This is a genomic window from Streptomyces sp. NPDC111507, assembly GCF_055638955.1.
This window is the reverse complement of record NZ_JBVKBU010000011.1, coordinates 61,489-83,956: the sequence shown is the minus strand read 5'-3', so window position 1 is coordinate 83,956 and position 22,468 is coordinate 61,489. Positions and strand designations below refer to the sequence as shown.

At 71.2% G+C, this 22,468-nt stretch carries 20 protein-coding genes; 11 read left to right on the top strand and 9 right to left on the bottom strand.

The genetic code is table 11. The features are described 5' to 3' along the window. Positions 1 to 90: 90 nt before the first annotated feature. On the bottom strand, positions 91 to 711 hold the full coding sequence (locus ACZ7M2_RS34810; RefSeq protein WP_471598823.1) for a uridine kinase family protein: 621 nt from the start codon (positions 709 to 711) through the stop codon (positions 91 to 93). A gap of 242 nt (positions 712 to 953) precedes the next feature. On the opposite strand from ACZ7M2_RS34810, the gene ACZ7M2_RS34805 reads away from it, so the two are divergent. Continuing rightward, positions 954 to 2,312, top strand: coding sequence for a peptidase C39 family protein (locus ACZ7M2_RS34805; protein ID WP_471598702.1), 1,359 nt, complete (start codon positions 954 to 956; stop codon positions 2,310 to 2,312). Positions 2,313 to 2,382: 70 nt separating this feature from the next. On the opposite strand, the gene ACZ7M2_RS34800 is transcribed toward ACZ7M2_RS34805, so the two are convergent. Then, the gene (locus ACZ7M2_RS34800; RefSeq protein ID WP_471598701.1) at positions 2,383 to 3,882 is read right to left on the bottom strand and encodes a M1 family metallopeptidase; all 1,500 of its coding nucleotides are present in this window, start codon (positions 3,880 to 3,882) and stop codon (positions 2,383 to 2,385) included. A gap of 245 nt (positions 3,883 to 4,127) precedes the next feature. Here ACZ7M2_RS34800 and ACZ7M2_RS34795 point away from each other — a divergent pair, with 245 nt between their 5' ends. Further along, entirely contained in the window at positions 4,128 to 4,274 is a 147-nt protein-coding gene (locus ACZ7M2_RS34795; protein WP_107096575.1) for an SCO1431 family membrane protein, read from the top strand. Between the two features lie 170 nt (positions 4,275 to 4,444). After that, a complete protein-coding gene (locus ACZ7M2_RS34790) occupies positions 4,445 to 5,104 on the top strand; it encodes a TetR/AcrR family transcriptional regulator (RefSeq protein ID WP_471598700.1) in 660 nt (219 codons plus the stop codon). Between the two features lie 51 nt (positions 5,105 to 5,155). Here ACZ7M2_RS34790 and ACZ7M2_RS34785 read toward each other — a convergent pair whose 3' ends face one another. Further along, positions 5,156 to 6,406 carry a glycoside hydrolase family 18 protein gene (locus ACZ7M2_RS34785; protein ID WP_471598699.1) on the bottom strand — a complete coding sequence of 417 codons (1,251 nt, stop codon included), beginning with the start codon at positions 6,404 to 6,406 and terminating at the stop codon, positions 5,156 to 5,158. A 351-nt stretch (positions 6,407 to 6,757) separates the two neighbouring features. Between ACZ7M2_RS34785 and ACZ7M2_RS34780 the strand changes: the two genes are divergently transcribed. The 3 genes from ACZ7M2_RS34780 (at position 6,758) to ACZ7M2_RS34770 (ending at position 10,625) form a co-directional block, all read left to right on the top strand. After that, positions 6,758 to 7,951: an acyl-CoA dehydrogenase family protein gene (locus ACZ7M2_RS34780; protein WP_471598698.1), complete on the top strand. Its 1,194-nt coding sequence runs from the start codon at positions 6,758 to 6,760 to the stop codon at positions 7,949 to 7,951. A 422-nt stretch (positions 7,952 to 8,373) separates the two neighbouring features. Beyond that, positions 8,374 to 9,501 (top strand): Rv3169 family protein, encoded by a 1,128-nt coding sequence (locus ACZ7M2_RS34775; protein WP_471598697.1) that lies wholly within the window; start codon positions 8,374 to 8,376, stop codon positions 9,499 to 9,501. An 11-nt stretch (positions 9,502 to 9,512) separates the two neighbouring features. Beyond that, positions 9,513 to 10,625 (top strand): phosphotransferase family protein, encoded by a 1,113-nt coding sequence (locus tag ACZ7M2_RS34770; protein ID WP_471598696.1) that lies wholly within the window; start codon positions 9,513 to 9,515, stop codon positions 10,623 to 10,625. Positions 10,626 to 10,638: 13 nt separating this feature from the next. On the opposite strand, the gene ACZ7M2_RS34765 is transcribed toward ACZ7M2_RS34770, so the two are convergent. Then, complete coding sequence (locus tag ACZ7M2_RS34765; RefSeq protein ID WP_471598695.1) at positions 10,639 to 11,076, bottom strand: hypothetical protein; 438 nt, start codon at positions 11,074 to 11,076, stop codon at positions 10,639 to 10,641. 267 nt (positions 11,077 to 11,343) lie between these two features. On the opposite strand from ACZ7M2_RS34765, the gene ACZ7M2_RS34760 reads away from it, so the two are divergent. The 4 genes from ACZ7M2_RS34760 (at position 11,344) to fxsA (ending at position 15,483) form a co-directional block, all read left to right on the top strand. Further along, positions 11,344 to 11,784, top strand: a complete 441-nt coding sequence (locus tag ACZ7M2_RS34760) for an Lrp/AsnC family transcriptional regulator (protein WP_470051082.1) — start codon at positions 11,344 to 11,346, stop codon at positions 11,782 to 11,784. Positions 11,785 to 11,831: 47 nt separating this feature from the next. Further along, positions 11,832 to 13,448 (top strand): amidohydrolase, encoded by a 1,617-nt coding sequence (locus ACZ7M2_RS34755; protein WP_471598694.1) that lies wholly within the window; start codon positions 11,832 to 11,834, stop codon positions 13,446 to 13,448. Between the two features lie 537 nt (positions 13,449 to 13,985). Then, a complete protein-coding gene (locus ACZ7M2_RS34750) occupies positions 13,986 to 14,780 on the top strand; it encodes a polyprenol monophosphomannose synthase (RefSeq protein WP_471598693.1) in 795 nt (264 codons plus the stop codon). A gap of 133 nt (positions 14,781 to 14,913) precedes the next feature. After that, positions 14,914 to 15,483 carry an FxsA family membrane protein gene (gene fxsA, locus ACZ7M2_RS34745; protein ID WP_352049224.1) on the top strand — a complete coding sequence of 190 codons (570 nt, stop codon included), beginning with the start codon at positions 14,914 to 14,916 and terminating at the stop codon, positions 15,481 to 15,483. A gap of 222 nt (positions 15,484 to 15,705) precedes the next feature. Here the strand turns inward: fxsA and ACZ7M2_RS34740 are convergent, their stop codons facing one another. The 4 genes from ACZ7M2_RS34740 to yczE all read right to left on the bottom strand — a co-directional run bounded on the left by ACZ7M2_RS34740 (position 15,706) and on the right by yczE (position 19,182). Continuing rightward, positions 15,706 to 16,080 (bottom strand): RNA polymerase-binding protein RbpA, encoded by a 375-nt coding sequence (locus ACZ7M2_RS34740; protein WP_003977404.1) that lies wholly within the window; start codon positions 16,078 to 16,080, stop codon positions 15,706 to 15,708. Between the two features lie 255 nt (positions 16,081 to 16,335). Further along, complete coding sequence (locus ACZ7M2_RS34735; RefSeq protein WP_471598692.1) at positions 16,336 to 17,685, bottom strand: MFS transporter; 1,350 nt, start codon at positions 17,683 to 17,685, stop codon at positions 16,336 to 16,338. A gap of 43 nt (positions 17,686 to 17,728) precedes the next feature. Next, positions 17,729 to 18,496, bottom strand: a complete 768-nt coding sequence (locus ACZ7M2_RS34730) for a glycerophosphodiester phosphodiesterase family protein (RefSeq protein WP_388552533.1) — start codon at positions 18,494 to 18,496, stop codon at positions 17,729 to 17,731. Further along, entirely contained in the window at positions 18,493 to 19,182 is a 690-nt protein-coding gene (gene yczE / locus ACZ7M2_RS34725) for a membrane protein YczE (RefSeq protein WP_471598691.1), read from the bottom strand. The genes ACZ7M2_RS34730 and yczE overlap by 4 nt, the downstream gene beginning before the upstream one ends. A 135-nt stretch (positions 19,183 to 19,317) precedes the next feature. Here yczE and ACZ7M2_RS34720 point away from each other — a divergent pair, with 135 nt between their 5' ends. Next, positions 19,318 to 20,817: an SCO1417 family PLP biosynthesis transcription factor gene (locus ACZ7M2_RS34720; RefSeq protein ID WP_352049221.1), complete on the top strand. Its 1,500-nt coding sequence runs from the start codon at positions 19,318 to 19,320 to the stop codon at positions 20,815 to 20,817. 80 nt (positions 20,818 to 20,897) lie between these two features. On the opposite strand, the gene ACZ7M2_RS34715 is transcribed toward ACZ7M2_RS34720, so the two are convergent. Continuing rightward, a complete protein-coding gene (locus ACZ7M2_RS34715; RefSeq protein WP_471598690.1) occupies positions 20,898 to 22,457 on the bottom strand; it encodes a P-loop NTPase family protein in 1,560 nt (519 codons plus the stop codon). Between the last annotated feature and the right edge of the window lie 11 nt (positions 22,458 to 22,468).

Genomic DNA, 22,468 nt, shown 5'->3' with positions numbered 1-22,468 from the left:
CGCACATTCAGAACGTAAGTCCTGTACGGCCCCCGGGTCAAGCCGAGTTGAGGCACTTCGGGAACTTCCCTCGCACGGCTCTTCACAAGTTCAGCACATTGCGGATGATCCGTCACCGTGAGTGAGGGGCTGGTCCGGTCCAGCGGTCCCAGTGGGTTCCGAAAACACCTCGTATCCCTCAGAACACTGCCGCACCAGAAGATCGGCAAAGGGTTTTGAGGGATCCTCGACGAAGTGCTGACGCTCGGCGGCGACCCACCCGGCCCAGAACGCGCTCTGCGCCTCGCCGTCCCGTCGCCGCCCTCGTGTCCAGGCCTCGTCGCGCGCCAGTTCCATCCACAGCAGCCGCGCCAGATACGGGCGCAGCGCCCGGCGCCCGGCGCCGACCCCCTCCAGCAGGATCACGGGCGCGGGAGGCAGTTCGCGGACCGGACCGAAGGCGCGGGCGCTCCAGTCGTACGGGACGTAGCGCGCCGTCTCGCCGCGGCTCAGCGGATCGACCACCTGGCACAGCAGCCGCCGGGTCCAGCCGAACAGCTCCTCGTGCGTCGCGATGTCGTCGAGGTGCAGCACGGGCGCGTCGCCCAGTGCCGCGGCCAGCCGTCCGGCGAAGGTGGTCTTCCCGGAGCCGGCGTGCCCGTCGACACCGATCAGGCGGACGGGTCCGCAGGAGGGCGGCAGGGCACGCAGGCGCGCGGCGAGGTCGCGAATGACGGTTCCCGAGGTGCGATGAGACGCGGGCGCATCCGCCCGGCGGGCACACGCACCCCTGTACGGGGAACACTCTAGTGGCGGCCGGCGCGCCCCCGCCGGAACCGAGGCGTCGCAGGTCATGCCAGTGGTTCCGACCAATATTGGTGGGCGCGGCACAGGTCGAAGTGCTGGCAGGAGCCGCCTTTCACCGTCCATAGTGGGGAGCCGCCGCTTCCGGACGAACTGGGGGTCCCTCACCCATGACCAGAGCTTCAGAGCCGTCCCGCAGAGCCCTCCTGGCCGTGGCGGTCGCCGCGGCGGCGACCAGTACCGCGGGCACCGCGGCCGCGGCCACGCAGGCCGGGGCGGCGCACTCGCACGCGGGTCCGGGCACCGTGGACAACCGGGCCTGGACCTCGTACGCCGACTGGCGGACGGGCACCGCGAAGGGCACGCGGGCCCTCGCGGCCGCCCGTCCCGGCCTGGTGATCGCGACCCCGGCCGGCACCGCGGACTACACCGACCCGCACACCGGAAAGACCGCGACCTGGGAGTACGCGACCTGGACCTCCCCGGTCCACCGGCTCACCGTCCCCGCCACCGAGGCCATCGCCTCCTGGAACGCGCACACCCCGGCGGGCACCTGGCTCCAGGTCGAGCTCACGGGCACGTACTCCGACGGCACCACCACGCCCTGGTACGTGATGGGCCGCTGGGCGGCCGGCGACCAGGACATCAAGCGGACCTCCGTGGACGGCCAGAAGGACGGCCGGAGCAGTATCTGGACGGACACCTTCGCGATCGACGACGCGGCCTCGGGCCTGCGCCTCGTCTCCTGCCGGCTCCGTCTCACCCTCTACCGCACCCCGGGCTCCGGGCTCACGCCGACGGTCTGGCGGCTCGGCGTGATGGGCTCCGACATCCCCGACCGTTTCACCGTCCCGGCCTCCACCCCCGGGCTCGCGAAGGAGTTGACGGTCCCGCGCTACTCCCAGGAGATCCACGCGGGCCAGTACCCCGAGTACGACAACGGCGGCGAGGCCTGGTGCAGCCCCACCTCCTCGCAGATGATCATCGAGCACTGGGGGCGCAGGCCCACGGCGGAGCAACTCGCCTGGGTCGACCCGGCTTTCGCCGACCCCCAGGTCTGCCATGCGGCCCGCTTCACCTACGACTATCAGTACCGCGGCTGCGGCAACTGGCCCTTCAACGCGGCGTACGCGGCGACGTACAAGGACCTCCAGGGGGTGGTCACCCGCCTCCGCTCGCTCACCGACCTGGAGAAGCTGATCGCCGCCGGCATCCCGGCCATAACGTCCCAGTCGTTCCTGAAGTCCGAGCTGACGGGGGCGGGGTACGGGACCTCGGGCCACCTCATGACCGTCATCGGATTCACCGCGGGCGGCGATGTGATCGCCAATGACCCCGCCTCGCCGGGCGACGACGCCGTGCGCCGGGTGTACAAGCGGCGCGAGTGGGAGAACATCTGGCTCCGTACCAAGAGGTACAACGCCTCCGGAAACGTCGTCCCCGGTACGGGCGGGGTCTGCTACCTGTACTTCCCGGCGAATCCGTCGGCGGGGCAGCGCGCAGCGCTCAAGGCGGTCGGAGTCCGTTGAGCGAGGGGGCGACCCCCGTGGTGCCGCCCCCTCACTCGGCCTTGGGCCCTCAGCCCTCAGCCCTGGATCCTCAGCCCTGGACCGGGTTGACCACCCAGTCCGGGTGATGGGGCATCGGCGGGGTCTTGGCGCCGTAGAGCCACGGGTGCAGGAAATCGTCGAGGTCCTGGCCCGCGACCTTGGACGCCAGATCGATGTAGTCCTGGGTACTGGCGATCTTTCCGCGGTACTCGGTGACCCAGGCCCGCTCGATCCTCCCGAACGTCTCCTGGCCCACCTTCTCGCGCAGCGCGTACAGGACGAGCGTCGAGCCGTCGTAGCGCATCCGCTTGAAGAGGTTCGGTTCGGTCGGTTCGGCGGGGGCGCCGTAGTCGTGGCGCCACTGGTCGTGGCTCGCGTACGCCGTCTTCATCGCGGCCTCGAAGCTGTCGCCGCCGTGCGCCTCCGAGTACAGCCGCTCGTAGAAGCGGGCGTGGCCCTCGCTCAGCCACAGGTCGGACCAGGTCTTGATGCCGACGCTGTCGCCGGTCCACTGGTGGGTGAGCTCGTGCACCAGGTTGCGCTCGGCGCTGACCCGGTCGCCGAGCAGGTCGGCCTTCGGGATCAGGGAGAGCGTCTGTGTCTCCAGGGCCACGCCCAGGTCGGTGTCGCCGACGAGGAGGCCGTAGCGGTTGAAGGGGTAGGGGCCGAGCCGCTCCTCCAGCCACGCGATGTGGTCGGCCGTGAGCTTGCGGTACTGGTCGGTCGGGGCGACCAGGTCGTCCGGGACCACATCGCGGATCGGCAGCCCGTGCGGACCGGTGCTGTCCACGAAGGTGAACCTGCCGATCGCCAGCTGGGCGAGCTGGGTGGCGACCGGCTGTTCGGAGTCGTACGTCCACTTCACGCGGCCGTCCGCCTGCTCGGCGCGGCCGGTGAGCTCGCCGCCCGCGACGGCCGTGAGGCCCGGCGGGGTGGTGATACGGAAGGTGATCGGGGCGCGCTGACTCGGGTGGTCGTTCGACGGGAAGATCATCTTGGCGCCGTTGGGCTGGGGGTACAGCACCGTGCCGTCCGGCGTGGGGATCCAGCCGTAGTCCTCGATGGCGTCGTCGCGGTGCCGAATCTGGGTCGGGTCGGCGGTGTAGGTGACCTTGACTGTGAAGGGCTTGCCCTTGGCGAGCGGCTTGGCCGGGCTGATCACCAGTTCGTCGCCGTCGCGTACGGCCTTGGCGGTCGTCCCGTCCACGGTCACCGTGTGCAGGGTGTTGCCCGCGAAGTCCAGGTCGAAGCGGGACAGGGCCTGGGTGGCGGTCGCCTTGACCGTCGTGGCGGCCTCGAAGGGAGTCCGGGGTGCCTGCCAGTCGAAGTCGAGGAGGTAGCGGTTCACCTTGTAGCCGCCGTTGCCGTCGAGCGGGAAGATCGGGTCGCCGAGGCCCGGCGCACCCGGGGAGGGCGCGGCGGACGGGGATGTGGGGGCGGACGGGGATCCGGCGGCTTGCGAGACCGGCCCCGCCAAGGCGGCTGCCACCGTGATCGCCGCCGCCAGAGCGAGGCGGGCTCTGCGGCGAGGCGTCCGGAACGTGCTCATCGAGGACCTTTCGGTTGGCTGACCACTGTCCTGTGAGGAGACCCACACGCCCGGCACATCGTTGCCGAAAGGCGAGGTATTCGAAGGTGGTCGAAGTGTCCGGGGTGTCCCGTCGAGGTGTGCGAGGCGTCCGGGGTGACCTGGGTCTCTACCGCTGAAACCCGTCCGGTGGCAAGGTGGTCGGGTCGGTGGGGAGCCGGCGTGAGGCGGGGGATGTCACCGCACCACTACGTCAGCGAGAAACCATGACCGCGAGCTCCGCCACCGCCACCCGACTCCGCGCCCGCACCGGCGGTCCCAAGGACGACGGCCCCAAGATCCTCGAACATGTCGCGGGCTGGACCTTCGTCGTGGTCCTCGCGATGCTCGTCACCCAGCTCGGCCTGCTGTGAACCGAACCGGCGGACCGGCTGTGAACTGAACCGGCGGACGTCGGGGCGCGCTGAGCCCACACGACAGTTTCCCCCAAGACCGCGCCCCGTCGATCAGAGTCGAACGAGTGGGTGGTACCGGTCTGCCATACTGCCAACGTCCCGCTGGCAGTCGGAGACTAGGGCTGGAATTGAATCATAGTCAACAGCGCGCCGTCGACCGCCCCCGGGCGCGCGGCACCGATCGCTCACTGGCGCGCCGCGCCGAACTCATCGCCATCGGGCGGAAGTTGTTCGCCGACACGTCCTACGACGCGCTGTCGATGGATGACATCGCCCGCCAGGCGCATGTCGCCAAGGGGCTGATCTACTACTACTTCAAGTCCAAGCGCGGCTATTACCTCGCGATCGTCGAGGACTCGGTCGCGGACCTGATCTCCCGGGCGGCGAGCGGCCTCGAACTGCCCTCGGTCGAGCGGGTGCACCGCACCATCGACGGCTATCTGCGCTATGCCGAGCACAACCAGGCCGCGTACCGCACGATCATCACCGGCGGAGTCGGCTTCGACACCGACGTGCAGACCATCCGTGAGGGCGTGCGCGAGGTCATCGTCGAGACCATCGCCGAAGGGGCCTACGGCAGACGCAAGATAGCGCCGCTGCCCCGTATGGCGCTGCTCGGCTGGCTCTACAGCGTCGAGGGCGCGACCCTCGACTGGATCGGCAATCCGGCTCTGCCGCGCGACACGGTCCGCGAGCTGCTGGTGAAGATGCTGGGCGGCGCGATGCGCGCGGTCGAGGAACTCGACCCCACCTACCGGGCCCCGCAGCCGGCCCGCCGGGAGACCTGAGCGCGGGGCGGGGGCAACCGAACCCCCGCCCCGGCTCACCTGCGAGACCGGCTAGTTGATCGCCTTGATCAGCTCCCCGTTCGAGGTGTCACCGCTGAGCTCCCAGAAGAAGGTGCCGCCCAGGCCCTGCTGGTTCTTGTAGGCCATCTTCCCCGCGATGGTCGACGGGGTGTCGTAACTCCACCAGTTCGTACCGCACTTGGCGTACGCCGTGCCGCCGACCGTGCCCGTCGCCGGGCACTTCGTCTTCAGCACCTTGTAGTCGTCGATGCCCTGCTCGTACGTTCCCGCCGCCGGTCCGGTGGCCGTGCCGCCGGGGGCCGCCTGGGTGACGCCGGTCCAGCCGCGCCCGTAGAACCCGATGCCCAGCAGCAGCTTCGAGGCCGGGACGCCCAGGCCCTTGAGCTTCGCGATCGTGGCGGAGGTGTGGAAATCCGCCTTGGGGATACCGCTGTACGAGCTCAGCGGGGAGTGCGGAGCCGTGGGGCCGGCCGCGTCCCAGGCGCCGAAGAAGTCGTACGTCATCGGGTTGTACCAGTCGACGTACTGCGCCGCGCCCGCATAGTCCGCCGCGTCGATCTTGCCGCCCGCGGTGGCGTCCGCCGTGATCGCCGCGGTGACCAGGTTGCCGGAGCCGAACTTCGCCCGCAACGCCGCCATCACGTTCTTGAAGGCCGCCCTGCCGCTGGTGTCGCAGGTGTTGCCGCAGGCGTTCGGGTACTCCCAGTCGATGTCGATGCCGTCGAAGACGTCCGCCCACTTGGAGTTCTCGACGAGGTCGTAGCAGGACTGCGCGAACGCGGCCGGGTTCTTGGCGGCCTCACCGAATCCGCTCGACCAGGTCCAACCGCCGAAGGACCAGAGGACCTTGAGGTTCGGGTGCTTCTTCTTCAGCTTGCGCAACTGGTTGAAGTTGCCGCGCAGGGGCTGGTCCCAGGTGTCGGCCACCCCGTCCACCGACTGGTCGGCGGTGTACGCCTTGTCGGTCGCCGCGTAGGCGTCGCCCATGGCGCACTTGCCGCCGGTGACATTGCCGAAGGCGTAGTTGATGTGGGTGAGCTTGGCGGCCGAGCCGGACGTCTCGACGTTCTTGACGTGGTAGTTCCGGTCGTAGACGCCCCATTCCGTGAAGTAGCCGACGACCTTGGAACCGGCGGCCTGCTGGGCCGAGGGGGTCGTGGTGGTCGCGGTGGTCGCGGTGGCCGTGCCCGCGCCGGCGAGCAGCGTGGCGCCGAGGGCGGCGCAACAGGCGGCGGACAGCAGTGCTCGGAAGCGGGAGCGGGGGCGGTGCGGTCGGAGCATCGGTTCTCCTCGTGGGGGAGGGGAGTGTGGGGGAGGCATGCTGGGACCTGCGCGTGCTGTTTGGCATGAACGCGGTGAGGCGTTGACCGAACAGTAGGAGGACTAGACCAGTGCGTCAATGGTTCGGACCAATCGTGCGGAGCGGTCGGATCGGTTCCCCTTTCTTTCGGTAAGCGGTCGTTAACTGGTGACGCGGTGCCCCTGAACGGGCATACTCACAGCGCCACAGCCGCTGATCAGGCCGTTCTCCACCCAGGAACGACAGCATCGGCTGGGCCGTGAGACCCGGCGACGCCGCCCCACCCCTGGCGCGCGTACGCCGATGCGCCCGACAGGGAGGAGAGCGTCGCCATGCCCGACCGCGCCCCGCAGCCGGTGGACCGTCAACTGCCCACGGATGAGGCCCGGGATCTGATCTCGCTCGTCCGTGACATCGCGCAGCGCGAGATAGCCCCGAAGGCGGCCGAGGAGGAGGACGCCGGACGCTTTCCGCGCGAGATCTTCGGCCTGCTCTCCGATTCCGGATTGCTCGGACTGCCGTACGACTCCGAGTACGGCGGCGGCGACCAGCCGTACGAGGTCTACCTCCAGGTTCTCGAAGAGCTCGCCATGGCCCGTCTCACCGTCGGCCTCGGCGTCAGCGTGCACACCCTCTCCTGCCACGCCCTGGCGAACTACGGCACCAAGGAACAGCGGGCCGAGTACCTGCCCGCGATGCTCGGCGGCGGCCTCCTGGGGGCCTACTGCCTCTCGGAGCCGTCCTCCGGCTCGGACGCCGCCTCCCTGCGGACCAAGGCCGTCCGGGAGGGCGGGGGAGAAGCCGGGAGCGGGGAAGAGTGGGCGATCACGGGCACCAAGGCCTGGATCACGCACGGCGGCGTCGCCGACTTCTACACCGTGCTCGCCCGCAGCGGCGGCGCGGGCCCGCGCGGCATCACCGCGTTCCTGGTGCCCGGCCACGCCGAGGGGCTGAGCGCCGCCCCGCCCGAGAAGAAGATGGGCATGAAGGGCTCGCCCACCGCGCAGATCCACTTCGACGGCGTACGGGTGTCCGACGGCCGGCGCATCGGCGACGAGGGGCAGGGCTTCGCGATCGCCCTCGCCGCGCTCGACTCCGGCCGGCTCGGCATCGCGGCCTGCGCCATCGGCGTCGCCCAGGCGGCCCTCGACGAGGCTCTCGCGTACGCGACCGGGCGCGAGCAGTTCGGCCGGCGGATCTCCGACTTCCAGGGCCTGCGTTTCATGCTCGCGGACATGGCGACGCAGATCGAGGCGGGCAGGGCGCTCTACCTGGCTGCGGCACGGCTGCGCGACGCGGGGCGGCCCTTCACCAAACAGGCCGCCATGGCGAAGCTGCTGTGCACGGACACCGCGATGAAGGTCACCACGGACGCCGTCCAGGTGCTCGGCGGGTACGGCTACACCGCGGACTTCCCGGTCGAGCGCTATCTGCGCGAGGCCAAGGTCCTCCAGATCGTCGAGGGGACCAATCAGATCCAGCGGATGGTCATCGCCCGTCACCTCGCGGGGCCGGAGTCACACTGAACTCCCCGTAGCCGTACAGGACCGGCGGCGCCACCAGCCGGACCCACTCCGGGTCGTGGCGCCCCGGCAGCGTGCGGCCGCGGTCGGCCCAGGCGCGGATCAGCGCGCGGTAGATGGGGGGATCCTGGGGCGCCGGCGCGGCGGCTGCCGGCCGAACCGATTCTGCCGGAGCCGGGACGAAGATCCGGCGAGGCCGCTCGGTCGCCGCGTATGTGGGGGTCATACCGGGGCAACGCGCGGACGAGTGCGCAGGTCACCCGCCCGCCTAATCGAGCGTGGGTTCGCGGCGGGCCCCTACGGGGGGTGCCCCGACGTGCAGGTGTCTGGCCCCGGGCCGTCATCTGACGTACCGTCAACTCGCGCCGCCGGGGGCCGCACCCCTCCGAGGGACGTCAACCGCCGTGCCCCCAGGGAGGCTTGCAGTGCCCGACGACCGCCCCGTTGCCCTCGACGAGTACCCCGTGCACCAGGTGCCCCTGTCCATGAAGCACCTCGCGACCGGGGACCGGAACGCGTACGACCGCTGCATCTTCCATGTTTTCGACCACCAGGGCCGGGCGCTGCTGATCCTGGGTCTCGGCGTCTATCCGAACGTCGGGGTCGTCGACGCCTACGCCACCCTGCGACTCGGCGACCGCCTGCACGCCGTGCGCGCCTCGGACGCGCTCGGGGACGACCGGATGCGCCTCGCCGTCGGCCCGCTGCGCATCCTCGTCGAGCGCCCCCTGAGGACCTTCGTGCTGAGCTGCGCTGCCGATCCCGCCGACCCGGAGGGACTGTCGTACGAGATCACCTGGACGGCGGACTTCCCGGCCCTGTGGGAGCCGCACCACCTCCAGCGGCGCGGCGGCCGGCTCACGCTGGAGGGCAAACGCTTCGTGCAGGCGGGGCACTGCGAGGGCTGGATCCGGATCGGCGGCGAGGAGATACGTCTGGAGCGCGGCCGCTGGACCGGCACCCGCGACCGCAGCTGGGGCGTGCGCCCGATCCCGGGGGAGGAGGGCGGCCGGCTCGTGGAGGAGAACCCGACGGAGGGCTTCCACTGGCTGTGGTGCCCGGTCCGGTTCGAGGACCGGTTCCTGATGATCGTCGTCCAGGAGGACGCCGACGGCTACCGGACGCTGAACGACGCGACACTCGTACGCAACGCGGAGCGCGACGTGCAACTGGGCTGGCCCCAGGCCGACATCACCTATCGCTCCGGCAGCCGCCACCCGACGTCGGTCGTCATCCACCTCACCCGCCCGGGGGACCGCAAGCCCATGGAGCTGGACGTGGAGGTGCTCACCTCCTCCCCGCTCGCCGTCGGTGCCGGTTATCCGCCCGCCGACGACTGGCAGCACGGCACCTGGGTCGGGCGCGACTGGACCGACCGCCGCGCCTACGACCTCTCCGACCCGTCCGCGCACCCCCGCGCCGCATACGGGGTGATCGACCACGCGGCCCGCTGCACGCTGGACGGGCAGGTCGGCCACGGCATCTTCGAACACGGCTCGTTCGGCCGCCACGACCCGAGCGGGTTCACCGGCTTCGACTCGGTCGCGTCCTGAGGGGGAACGAGATGGCCACGGCACCGCGCCCGCGCACGACCACCCGCGACCCGGAGGAACTGGGCCGCCGGCTGACCACCTGGCTCACCGCCCGCCTCCCGGGCGCCAAGGCGGCCAATGTCACCGTCCCCGAGTCCAACGGCATGTCCAGCGAGACCCTGCTCTTCGACATCGAGCATCCCGAACCACCCCTGACCGCCTGCGCGTTGCGGCTGGCCGCGGACCCGGCGGCGTACACCATCTTTCCCGTCTACGACATGCCCCGCCAGTACCGCACGATGAGACTGGTCGCCGAGCGCACCGATCTCCCCGTGCCGCGGGTGCTGTGGCTGGAGGAGGACCCCGCCCCGCTCGGCGCGCCGTTCTTCGTCATGGAACGGGTCGAGGGGCGCGTGCCTCCTGACGTCATGCCCTACACGTACGAGGGGAACTGGCTGCACGCGGCGAGCGACCAGGAACGCGAACGGCTGGAGGCGGCCTCGGTGGGTCTCCTCGCCCGGCTGCACGACCAAGTCCCGCTGCCGGAAGCCGACTTCCTGGCCTTCCCAGGTGAAGGCAGTCCCCTCCGTCGTCACGTCGAGGCCCAACGCGCCTACTACGAATGGGTGATTGACGGGCTGTCACGCTCACCCCTGATAGAGAGCGCGTTCGACCGGCTCGACGCGCTGTGGCCGCGTGACGAGGGCGAGGCGGTGCTCAACTGGGGCGACGCGCGCATCGGGAACGTCGTCTACGACGGGTTCGCCCCCGCCGCCGTCCTCGACTGGGAGATGGCGGCCCTCGCCCCGCGCGAGGTCGACCTCGGCTGGACGGTCTACCTGCACCGCTTCTTCCAGGACCTGACAGCGAGCTTCGGCCAGCGCGGACTGCCCGACTTCCTGCGCCGTGACCGCGTCGAGCGGCGCTATGCCGAACTCACTGGCCACACACCCCGGGACATGGACTTCCACACGCTGTACGCGGCACTGCGGCACGCGATCGTCATGCTGCGCGTCGCCTACCGCCAGGTGCACTTCGGCGAGGTCGCCGTACCGCCGGACCCGGACACACTGATCCTGCACCACGGCAGCCTGCGAGCCATGGTGCAGGGCAGTTACTGGGAGGGACCGGCCGCCGGCCGCTGAACGCGAGGGCCGGTCAGGCGGCCTGACGGCGCATCTCGGGGACCCGCATCGGGCGCGAGGCCGGACCGCCGACGTGCGAGAACGGCTGCGTCCGCCAGTCGAGTCCCTGAGGGAGCGTCAACAGGAGGGCGGCGTCCTGCTCCTGAGGCTCCACCGACTCGTCGGCGGGGCGGGCGTCGCCCGCCGCACGGCCCGTGCCTGCGCAGACCGTCAGCCCGAACGGGTTCCACGGCGAGGCGCACAGCGCGTGCTCGGGCAGGCTCTCCTCGTCCGCGAGGAGCGCGATGGGCTGGGCGCAGTCCGGGCAGATCACCCGGTACATCTCGAAGGTGTCGTAGGCGTCGAACTCCTCACCGTCGAGGGCGTCCGGTTCGACGCCCTCCGGCTCGGGTTCGACGACCAGCTTGGGCTGCCTGGATGCGGGACGACCAGGGCGCTTAAGACTCTGCATGGGATTCTCCCCCTCGGGTGGGCCGACAAGGCGCTGCGGCCTCGACCACAGCAAGCATTTCCCGTCCCGTCTCTGCGGTAATCACGAGAACATCACGGACCCGGTTGCGGCACTGTGTCGTTCGTCACATGCCGCCCGCAGGTGCCCGGCGCGGTGGATTTGTCCACCAGGCGGTTCACATGCAGCACTCTGCCACATCACAAAGCGGGTATGACCTGCGCCGCTGAGGTATCCGACGAGATCAAGGGCCCTGTAGGTTCTTGCGTCATGGAGGAGCTGGACCGACAGATCGTGCAGCTGCTCGTCGCAGACGGGCGGATGAGTTACACCGACCTGGGCAAGGCCACGGGCCTGTCCACGTCCGCCGTGCACCAGCGGGTGCGCAGGCTCGAACAACGCGGTGTCATCCGCGGCTATGCCGCGGTCGTGGACCCCGAGGCCGTCGGGCTGCCCATGACCGCCTTCATCTCGGTGAAACCGTTCGACCCGAGCGCCCCCGACGACATCGCGGAACGTCTCGCCGGCGTGCCCGAGATCGAGGCCTGCCACAGCGTCGCGGGCGACGAGAACTACATCCTGAAGGTGCGGGTCTCGACCCCGCACGAACTGGAGGAGCTCCTCGCCCGCCTGCGCACCCTGGCAGGTGTGTCGACCCGCACGACCGTGGTGCTGTCGACGCCGTACGAGGCGCGCCCGCCCCGCGTCTGACCCACCCGGGGACCGACCGGACACCGGCAGGCGCGAGACTGTTCCCCATGAGTGAGAGCACCGCCACGTCGGACACCGTGCTGTTGCGCGGTGGAGAAGTCCACAGTCCCGCCGATCCCTTCGCCACCGCGATGGTCGTCGAACGCGGACAGATCGCCTGGGTCGGCTCGGAGGGCGCGGCCGACGCCTTCGCCGACGGGGTCGCCGAGGTCGTGGACCTGGACGGCGCACTGGTCACCCCGGCGTTCACCGACGCCCACGTCCACACCACCTCCACCGGGCTCGCGCTCACCGGCCTCGACCTGTCCGACGCGCCCTCGCTGGACGCCGCCCTCGCCCTCGTACGCGAGTTCGCTGCCGGCCGCCCCGCCGACCGGGTGCTGCTCGGCCACGGCTGGGACGCGGCCCGCTGGCCCGGTGGCCGCCCCCCGACGCGCGCCGAACTCGACGAGGCGGCCGGCGGACGCCCGCTCTACCTCTCCCGCATCGACGTGCACTCCGCCGTGGTCACCACCGCGCTCCTGGACCTGGTCCCGGGGGTCACCGCACGAGCGGGGTACGCCGCCGACGGCCCCCTGACCCGAGACGCCCACCACGCCGTGCGCGCCGCCGCGCTCGGCGCCGTCACCCCGGCCCAGCGCACCGAGGCCCAGCGCGCCGCGCTCGCCCACGCCGCCTCGCTCGGCATCGGATCCGTGCACGAGTGCGCGGGCCCCGAGATCTCCTCCGAGGACGACTTCACCGGACTGCTGCGGCTCGCCGCCGAGGAAGCCGGCCCCCGGGTCGTCGGCTACTGGGCCGAACAGGATGTCGAAAAGGTCCGGGCGCTGGGCGCGCTCGGCGCCGCGGGCGACCTCTTCGTCGACGGGTCCCTGGGTTCGTACACCGCCTGCCTGCACCAGCCCTACGCCGACGCCGGCCACACCGGCACCGCCTACCTGGACGCCGCCGCCGTCGGCGCGCATGTGGTCGCCTGCACCGAGGCGGGCCTCCAGGCAGGCTTCCACGCCATCGGGGACGCCGCCGTGGCCGCCGTGGTCGAGGGAGTCCGCGCAGCCGCCGAGAAGGTCGGCCTGGCCCGTGTGCGCGCCGCCCGGCACCGCGTCGAGCACGCCGAGATGCTCACCCCCGAGACCATCGCCGGCTTCGCCGAGCTCGGCCTCACCGCCTCCGTGCAGCCCGCCTTCGACGCGCTGTGGGGCGGCGAGGACGGCATGTACGCCCGGCGCCTGGGCGCCGAGCGGGCCCGCGCCCTCAATCCGTTCGCGGCCCTGCTGCGCACCGGCGTGCCGCTGGCCTTCGGTTCCGACAGCCCCGTCACCCCCCTCGACCCGTGGGGCACCCTGCGCGCCGCCGCGTTCCACCGCACGCCGGAGCACCGGGTCTCCGTGCGCGCCGCGTTCACGGCGCATACGCGCGGCGGGTGGCGGGCGATCGGACGGGACGACGCGGGAGTCCTGGTGCCGGGCGCGCCCGCCGACTACGCCGTGTGGCGCACCGAGGAACTGGTCGTGCAGGCCCCCGACGACCGGGTCGCACGCTGGTCGACCGACCCTCGTTCGGGTACTCCTGGACTGCCCGATCTGAGCCCCGGCGGCGACCTGCCGGTGTGCCTGCGCACGGTCGTCGGCGGGCGGACGGTCTTCGTACGGCCGGGCGAGTGATCTCCGGGGGTGGCGCCGCGGTGATCATCCGCCGCCGCCCTGTCGCTCGACCTGCGCATCCTCCGTGCTGACCAGGCAATTGAGGGAAAACCAGCAGGTCAGAGGAGTGTTGACAGCTGGCCTCGGAGGGCCGGTAGGTTCGGCCGGGTCCACCACCGGACGTCCGACCGGAGAACTTCCACGCAGTCGCCGGAGCGCCGCTGGGTCAGGGGTGGTGCGCCGCACCGGCGCACCACCACTGGGAGCCAGGCTCAGCGCCAGTGCGACGGCGAGGGAACGTTCATGCCTGTCGGAAGGGTGTGACCCGGGTGGGGCCCGGACGTCCAGTAGACAACGGCTCTCGGTCGACCCGCAGCCAGCGGGTCCCAGGTCGGCCCGAAGGGCGCCGGGCCCCGATCCGCAGTACGGTGCTCCGGCGCGGCGGGCTCTCTTACCCGGCTCTTGCCGAATCGACACCCCCGTACTAACGCGCCGACGCTTCAGTGCAGGCTGCGGCCACTATGGTGGACCCCTGCGTACGGACATGAAGGGGCAGTAGTGAACGACGGCGACGGGACCCTCGCGGCAGGAGCCAAGGGGAGGCAGTTCGGCCCGCTCGGCACGGCCTTGGTGATCATCCCGACCTACAACGAGGCGGAGAACATCAAGAAGATCGTCGGCCGGGTACGAGCCTCGGTGCCCGATGCACACGTTCTCGTGGCGGACGACAACAGCCCGGACGGCACGGGCAAGCTCGCCGACGAGCTGGCCGCCGAGGACGACCATGTCCAGGTGCTGCACCGCAAGGGCAAGGAAGGCCTGGGCGCCGCGTATCTCGCGGGCTTCGCCTGGGGCCTGGAGCGTGGCTACGGCGTCCTCGTGGAGATGGACGCGGACGGCTCGCACCAGCCCGAGGAACTGCCCCGGCTGCTGACCGCGCTCAAGGGAGCCGACCTCGTGCTGGGGTCGCGCTGGGTGCCGGGCGGGCGGGTCGTGAACTGGCCCAAGTCCCGCGAGTTCATCTCGCGCGGCGGCAGCATGTACTCCCGCCTCATGCTCGACGTGCCGATCCGGGACGTCACCGGAGGCTTCCGTGCCTTCCGCCGCGAGACCCTCGAAGGCCTCGGACTCTCTCAGGTCGCGTCCCAGGGGTACTGCTTTCAGGTGGACCTGGCCCGGCGTGCGGTCAAGTCCGGTTTCCACGTCGTCGAGGTGCCCATCACCTTCGTCGAGCGAGAGCTCGGCGACTCCAAGATGAGCCGCGACATCCTCGTGGAGGCGCTGTGGCGGGTCACCACGTGGGGCGTGGGGGAGCGGGTCGGCCGGATCACCGGCCGGAAGCACACATCGTAGGAGCGCTTGCGAAGCGGGGGGGCGGGCCCGGGTGGGGCCGCCCCCCACTTCCACTTCGCCCTCACTTCACTCCACAGCTACGGCTGATCATCCGCTTATCCCGTACTGAGCTGTGCCCAGGCACACTGGGTGCATGACGACTGGCGCACCGACCCCTGCATACCCCGCGCGGCCGCGGCGATCCCGGCTGCGCACCTACCTGCCGCTCGGCATCGCCGTCTGGCTGGTGCTGGAGATCTGGCTCCTGACCGTGGTCGCGGGCGCGGCGAGCGGTTTCGCGGTCTTCCTGCTGCTGGTCGCCGGTTTCATCCTCGGCTCCGTGGTCATCAAGCGGGCCGGCCGCCGTGCCTTCCGCAATCTCACCGAGACGCTGCAACAGCAGCAGAGCGGGGTGGCTCCCACGAGCGGGGGCGGCGAAGGCAACGGGCTGATGATGCTCGGCGGTCTGCTCCTGATGATCCCCGGGGTCATCTCCGACGCGCTGGGCCTGCTCCTGCTGATCCCGCCCGTCCAGAAGGCCCTGAGCCGTTACGCCGAGCGCGCCATCGACCGCAAGATCCGCGAGGCCGCGCCGGGCAGCGTCGGTGACGCCTTCCAGCAGGCCCGTATCCATCGCCCCGACGGCAAGGTCGTCCAGGGCGAGGTCATCAGGGAAGAGAACCCGACGACGGACCCGGGCCCGCGTCCGCCACTGAACCGCTGACCCAGGCTTCCCCCTCGCAGGCCCGTGGGTTTTCACCCGCGGGCCGGTGGGGGCTGGTCGCGCAGTTCCCCGCGCTCCTGAGGGGGCGCGATGGCCGGCGCCGGTCCATATTCCACCGCACGGCACCGCCACGCGCACAACGCACAGAGCCGCGGGCCCCGTACGACTTGCGTACGGCGCTCGCGGCTGCGTGCGTGGTATGCCGCCCAACCCCCGGAGGGGTTACGCGGACTTGCGGCTGTCCCGCGGATGCACCGCGATGTTCATCGCGCCGGAGCGCAGAACGGCCAGGCGCTCCTCGAGGACCTCTTCGAGCTCCTCTCGGGTGCGCCGCTCCATCAGCATGTCCCAATGCGTACGCGCGGGCTTGGCCTTCTTTTCCTCAGGGCCGTCGCCGTCCACCAGGAGTGCCTGGGCCCCGCAGACCTTGCACTCCCACTCGGGCGGAATCTCCGCCTCGACCGAGAAGGGCATCTCAAACCGGTGCCCCTTCTCGCATGCGTACTCCACGGCCTGGCGCGGGGCCAGGTCGATGCCGCGGTCCGTCTCGTAGCTGGTCACCACGAGGCGCGTGCCGCGAAGAGCTCGCTCACTCATGAATCGTGCCTCCCGGGCTTGTCGCCCACAGGACAGGTGTCGCTGTCGTCGTCATCCGGTCAACGTCCGGTCGGCGGTAAAGATTCCCGTTCCGGGTCATGCGTCGCCGTCGTAGCCGCCCCTTGTTGTACCCACCGGCGCCCGGTTTGTCACATCTGGCAGCAGATGTCACCCAACGCTTCAGTATCTTTGACGCGCAGTAACGGTACGCCTGGCAGGCCAAACGCGTACACTACCGGCCTTTGGCCTCAGGTGCTAAATCCTGTCCGGTACGGGATTCCCCGCGTCGTGCACGGCCTGCCGCACCGGAACCCTCGCGAGCAGCACGAATCCGATGACGAAGAAGGCCACGAGCGAGATGATCGCGTCCCGATAACTTCCCGTCAGCTGGTAGGTCAAACCGAACAGAAGCGGGCCGAGCCAGCTCATCCCCCGGTCGCTCATCTCGTACGCGGAGAAGTACTCGGCCTCCTTCCCGCTCGGCACCAGATGGGAGAACAGCGAGCGCGAGAGCGCCTGGCTGCCGCCCAGGACCAGGCCGATCCCGGCGGCCAGGACGAAGAACCAGACGGGCGCGCCTGCCGGCAGGAAGTACCCGGCGCCGAGCGTCACGGTCCAGGCGACGAGCGAGCCGAGGATCGTGCGCTTCGCACCGTACGTCCGTGCGAGCCGTCCCATCCCCAGGGCGCCCCCGACCGCGAGCACCTGCACCAGCAGCACGGCGACGATCAGGGTCGACTGGCTCAGCCCCAGCTCCTCCGATCCGTACACCGACGCCTGCGAGATGACCGTCTGGATTCCGTCGTTGTAGACGAGGTAGGCGAACAGGAAGGCGAGGGTGAGCGGTTTGCCCCGCATGTCGCGGACGGTGGCCGCCAGCTGCCGCCATCCGTGCCCCGGCGCCTGCCCCGCGGACGCCGTGGGCCGGTCCCGCAGCCGCTTCAGCGGTACGAGGGTGAAGGCGCCCCACCAGACGCCCGCCGAGGCCAGGCAGATGCGGACGGCCGTCGACTCGGAGACGCCGAAGGAGTCGTGGGCCGAGTACAGGACCAGGTTCACGACCAGCATCAGCGAGCCCGCCGCGTAGCCGAAGGCCCAGCCGCGGGACGAGACCGCGTCACGCTCCTCGGGCGGGGCGATCTGCGGCAGGTAGGAGTTGTACAGCACCATCGACACGGCCACCGAGGCATTGGCGACGATCAGCAGCAGACCGCCGAGCAGATAACGGTCGCCGTCCAGGAAGAACATGCCCGTGGTGGCCGTGGCGCCGAGATAGGCGCAGAGCGCGAGCAGGGGCTTCTTGCGGCCGGTGCGGTCGGCGGCCGCGCCCGCCATCGGCATCACGAAGATCGACACAATGACGGACGCCGAGACCGCGTAGGCGAAGAAGGAGCCCGCGCGGACCGGGATGCCCAGCGGATGGACGAAGCCGTCCGCGTCCGCCGCGTGCTTGGCGACGGATGTGAGGTAGGGGCCCAGGAACACGGTGAGCACGCTCGTCGAGTAGACGGAGCACGCCCAGTCGTAGAAGTACCAGCCGCGCTGCTCGCGCTGTCGTTCGGTGACCTCTTCGGTCGCCTGTGCCCGCACGGTTTCGGTGCTCACCCGTGCCCCCTCGCTTCCCGCTGGACGGACCGCGCGAGAGGGCTCAGACCCAGGTGCCCCGGTCCTCCAGGACCCTGCGCAGCGTGTCGATGTGATCGGTCATGATGCCATCGACGCCCAGGTCCAGGAGCCGGTGCATCCGATCGGGTTCGTTGACCGTCCACACGTGGACCTGCAGGCCGCGCGCGTGGGCGGCGCGTACGAAGCGCCGGTCGACCACCGGCACGCCCGACTGGGACTCGGGCACCTGGGCGGCGATCGCCGAGTCGCGCAGCGCGGCCGGGATGCCGTACGAGCGCAGCCGCAGCCCCACGACACCCTTGGTGCCGTACGAGGTCGCCAGACGAGGTCCGGCCAGACGTTGGGCGCGGAAGACCCGCGCCTCGGAGAACGAGCCGACGCAGACGCGGTCCCAGGCGTCGAGACGGCCGATGAGGTTCAGCAGGGGGTGGAGGGCGGGTTCGGCCTTGACGTCGACGTTCCAGCGGACGTCGGGGAAGGTTTCGAGGAGTTCCTCGAAGAGGGGGACCGGTTCCTTGCCCGCCACGCGCGCGTGGCGCACGTCCTCCCAGGGCAGGTCCGCGATCCGGCCCGCGCCGTCCGTCACCCGGTCCAGGGTCGCGTCGTGGAAGGCCACGAGCTTGCCGTCCGACGTCGCGTGCACATCCGTCTCGATGTAGCGGTAGCCCGCTTCCACCGCGTGGCGGAACTGGGCGACGGTGTTCTCCAGGCCGTCCGCCGCGCCGCCCCGGTGGGCGAAGGCGATCGGGCCGGGGTGGTCGAGGTACGGGTGGCGTATGCGCGGGCTCACCCTGGAAGTATCGCTCGCTCCGGTTGACCGGCGGCAACGACGGTGCTGCCGCCCGGTGCCGGGCGGACGGCGAACACGCGCAGGAAGAGCTGGGCGAGCGGCCCGATCGCGACGGCGTACAGCACCGTGCCGATGCCGACCGTGCCACCGAGCGCGAATCCGGTCGCGACGACCGCCACCTCCAGGACCGTGCGCACCAGCCGGACCGAGCGTCCCGTACGCCGGTGCAGGCCCGTCATCAGACCGTCACGGGGGCCCGGACCGAAGCTCGCCGAGATGTAGAGGCCCGTCGCCACACCGTTCAGCACGATGCCCGCCACGAGCAGTGGAATCCGTACGGCCAAGGAGCGGGCGTCCGGCACCAGGGCGAGGGTGCCGTCCAGGGCGATGCCGACCACGAACACATTGGAGACCGTGCCGAGGCCCGGGCGCTGGCGCAGCGGGATCCACAGGAGCAGTACCGCCGCGCCCACGACGATCGACACCACGCCGATCGTCAGACCGGTCAGTTCGGCGAGCCCCTCGTGCAGCACGTTCCAGGGCTCCAGACCGAGGCCCGACTCCACCAGCAGGGCCGAACTCGCGCCGTACAGCGCGAGGCCCACGTACAGCTGGACGAGGCGACGAGGAAGTCGTCGCCCGGATCCCCTGCGTTCCCGGTGTGGGGAGTCGGCGTGTGTGGACAAGAGGTGCCCCCTGTGGTGATGACCCGTGCTGGTGCGTGATGACCCGCGGTGGTGATAGTGGCCTGGCTCGTGACATTCTGTGGCCTGAAGGATGGCGCGATCCAAGGCCAATCCGAGGAAGGTGGACTGGGAATCATGACGCAGTGGACTTCGGCGATGGGTGCCGCGCAGCTCGCCCGGCTGCTCAACTCCCAGCAGGAGCGCCCCGCGGGGCTCGGCACCCGCCGCCCGCCCGCCTATCGCGCGCTCGCCGACGGCATCCGGCTGCTCGTCCTCGAAGGCCGGGTTCCGGTCGCCGCGCGGCTGCCCGCCGAGCGGGAGCTCGCGCTGTCCCTCTCCGTCAGCCGTACGACGGTCGCCGCGGCCTACGAGGCGCTGCGCGGCGAAGGGTTCCTGGAGTCCCGCAGGGGAGCGGGCAGTTGGACCGCCGTCCCCGCCGGGAACCCGCTGCCCGCGCGCGGCCTGGAACCGCTGCCGCCCGAGGCCCTCGGCTCCATGATCGACCTCGGCTGCGCGTCACTCCCCGCGCCGGAGCCCTGGCTCACCCGTGCCGTGCAGGGCGCCCTGGAGGAGCTGCCACCGTACGCGCACACGCACGGCGACTATCCGGCGGGGCTGCCCGCGCTGCGCGCGATGATCGCCGAGGGGTACACCGCGCGCGGCATTCCGACCATGCCCGAGCAGATCATGGTGACGACCGGCGCGATGGGCGCGATCGACGCCATCTGTCATCTCTTCGCCGGGCGCGGCGAACGCATCGCCGTCGAGTCCCCCTCCTACGCCAACATCCTCCAGCTGATGCGGGAGGCGGGCGCCCGGCTCGTCCCCGTCGCCATGGCCGAGGGGCTCGCCGGCTGGGACGTGGAGCGTTGGCGCCAGGTCCTGCGCGACGCCGCGCCCCGGCTCGCGTACGTCGTCGCCGACTTCCACAACCCGACGGGAGCCCTCGCGGACGAGGACCAGCGCCGCCGCCTGGTGGACGCGGCGCGGTCGGCGGGGACCGTACTGGTGGTCGACGAAACGATGAGCGAGCTGTATTTGGAGGAGGGGCTGTCGATGCCCCGCCCTGTGTGCGGCTTCGACCCCTCCGGGTCCACGGTCATCACCGTGGGGTCGGCCAGCAAGGCGTTCTGGGCGGGGATGCGGATCGGGTGGGTCCGTGCGGCCCCCGATGTCATCCGCAGTCTCGTCTCCGCGCGCGCGTACGCCGACCTCGGAACGCCCGTGCTGGAGCAGCTGGCCGTGAACTGGCTTTTCAGCACCGGGGGATGGGAGCGGGCCGTGGAGATCCGGCGTGCGCAGGCCCGCGAGAACCGGGACGCGCTCGTTCTCGCCGTGCGCCGTGCGCTGCCCGATTGGGAGTTCACTGTGCCGCGGGGCGGGCTGACGCTGTGGGTGCGCACCGGCGGGCTGTCCGGCTCGCGGATCGCCGAGGCGGGCGAGCGGGTGGGGGTACGGGTGCCCTCTGGGCCGCGGTTCGGGGTCGACGGCGCCTTCGAAGGGTATGTGCGGCTGCCGTTCACCGTGGGGGGTGCGGTGGCCGAGGAGGCGGCGGTCCGGTTGGCCGCTGCGGCGCACCTGGTGAAAACGGGCGCGACCGGGGGCAACGAAGCGCCGCGCACGTTTGTGGCCTAGCGCCCGACCGGAATCCCGGTGGGTTCGTCGGCTGCGGGCCGGTGGGGGGCTGGTCGCGCAGTTCCCCGCGTCTCCCGGGCTCAGGTCTCCGCTACCGCGGCCTCCGCGGGGATGGGGGCCGCCTCTGCCGGAGTCGTGCGTTCCGGCAGCAGGTCGAGGACGGCGCGTCGATGGGTCTCGCTGGTGGCGTCGTCGTAGGGGTCCGGCGTAGCCGGAACCTGGAGGCGCAGGACGGGACCCGCGCCCAGCCGGGCGTACCCGCGGCCGGGCGGCACCTCCCGCGTAGGAGTGGTGTGCGGCGGCGCGCCGAGGACGGCTGCCAGCTGGACCGGAGAAGCCGGACCGAGGACCACGCGCGCGCGGGTGTGCTGCTGCACGGCCTCGCTGAGCGCCTCGAGATCCTCGAACTGCTCGGCGATGACGACCGTGACGCCCGCCGCGCGCCCGTGCCGGAGCGGGACTTGAAGGAGTGCCTGGGGATCGTTGCGGCCGTCGGCGGCGGCGAAGTGACCGAGCGCGCTCGGCCGGTCGAGCAGGATCCACAGGGGGTTCTTGGTGTCGTCGGGGGCCGGATGCCCCGCCTGCCGTGCGCGGTTGGCGGAGATCAGCCGCCGCTCCGTCTCGTTCGCGGCCCACTCCAGACTCGCCAGCGCCCCGGCGAGGCCGGACTCGACGGCGAGGACGCCGGCCCGGCCGGTCAGGCACGCGTACTCGCCGGTGCCGCCGCCCTCGACGATGACGACATCGCCGTACTGAAGGGCCTGGAGTGCGATGGAGCGCACGAGTGTGGTCGTGCCGCTGCCGGGGTTGCCGGCGATCAGCAGGTGCGGCTCGGTGGAGCGGATGCCGGTGCGCCAGACGACCGGGGGGACGTCTCGCTGTTCCTCCCCGTAGGTGAGGGGGAGGGTGCGCTGGACGTCGGCCGGGTCGGTGAACCCGAGGACGGTCTCGCCGGGTGCGGAGACGAAGCGCTGGGCGGCGATGTCGGTGGGAAGCGGCGGGAGGACGGTGACGGTGAGCTCGTTGCCTTCCTCGTCCCAGTCGAAGTGGTACTCGCGACCACGGCCCGACTTGGCGTGCAGAAGCTGCTCGATCCGGGCCCGGGACTCCGCCTCGCCGTCCGTGAAGTACGCCGGGTAGCGGATGAGCAGCCGGGACACACGCCCGTCGTCGTCGAAGTCGTGCGTGGGGAAGGCCTTCTCCCAGTCGCCGCCATGGGCGTACAGAGGGGCCGGGTCCTCGGCCACGGAGAAGTACGGGACGAGGGCGTCGTACAACGACTGGAGTCGTTGGATCTGCGCCTCGTCGGGGCCCGCGGGCCCCGACGAGGCCGGCTGACGGCCCGTCCACGCTGCCGCCGCCATCAGGGTGATGGCGGCGAGCAGCGGTCCGTACGGCGCCAGCGCCACGACCAGGATCACCGAGGCCACCAGGAACAGCAGCGGCCCGCGCCGGTCCTTGGGGGTGGCGGCCCACTTGCGCCCGCCGGCGGCTGCCAGCCGGCGCAGTCCACGGGTGACCGTGATCAGTGGGTGGAGGACGTCGGTGGCGCTGTCGGCTGCCGTTCGGGCCAGCTCCCGGCTTCGGGCGATCTGTGCGCTGCCGTTGCTGAGGATGCGGGGGAGAGGGCGCCGGGCCACTGCTGTCTCCT

Bases quoted from the DNA above. Each gene is read 5' to 3' on its own strand.
- ACZ7M2_RS34805 (WP_471598702.1), top strand. From the start codon at position 954: ATGACCAGAGCTTCAGAGCCGTCCCGCAGAGCCCTCCTGGCCGTGGCG.
- ACZ7M2_RS34800 (WP_471598701.1), bottom strand. From the start codon at position 3,882: ATGAGCACGTTCCGGACGCCTCGCCGCAGAGCCCGCCTCGCTCTGGCG.
- ACZ7M2_RS34795 (WP_107096575.1), top strand. From the start codon at position 4,128: ATGACCGCGAGCTCCGCCACCGCCACCCGACTCCGCGCCCGCACCGGC.
- ACZ7M2_RS34785 (WP_471598699.1), bottom strand. From the start codon at position 6,406: ATGCTCCGACCGCACCGCCCCCGCTCCCGCTTCCGAGCACTGCTGTCC.
- ACZ7M2_RS34780 (WP_471598698.1), top strand. From the start codon at position 6,758: ATGCCCGACCGCGCCCCGCAGCCGGTGGACCGTCAACTGCCCACGGAT.
- ACZ7M2_RS34770 (WP_471598696.1), top strand. From the start codon at position 9,513: ATGGCCACGGCACCGCGCCCGCGCACGACCACCCGCGACCCGGAGGAA.
- ACZ7M2_RS34765 (WP_471598695.1), bottom strand. From the start codon at position 11,076: ATGCAGAGTCTTAAGCGCCCTGGTCGTCCCGCATCCAGGCAGCCCAAG.
- ACZ7M2_RS34760 (WP_470051082.1), top strand. From the start codon at position 11,344: ATGGAGGAGCTGGACCGACAGATCGTGCAGCTGCTCGTCGCAGACGGG.
- ACZ7M2_RS34755 (WP_471598694.1), top strand. From the start codon at position 11,832: ATGAGTGAGAGCACCGCCACGTCGGACACCGTGCTGTTGCGCGGTGGA.
- fxsA (WP_352049224.1), top strand. From the start codon at position 14,914: ATGACGACTGGCGCACCGACCCCTGCATACCCCGCGCGGCCGCGGCGA.
- ACZ7M2_RS34740 (WP_003977404.1), bottom strand. From the start codon at position 16,080: ATGAGTGAGCGAGCTCTTCGCGGCACGCGCCTCGTGGTGACCAGCTAC.
- ACZ7M2_RS34720 (WP_352049221.1), top strand. From the start codon at position 19,318: ATGACGCAGTGGACTTCGGCGATGGGTGCCGCGCAGCTCGCCCGGCTG.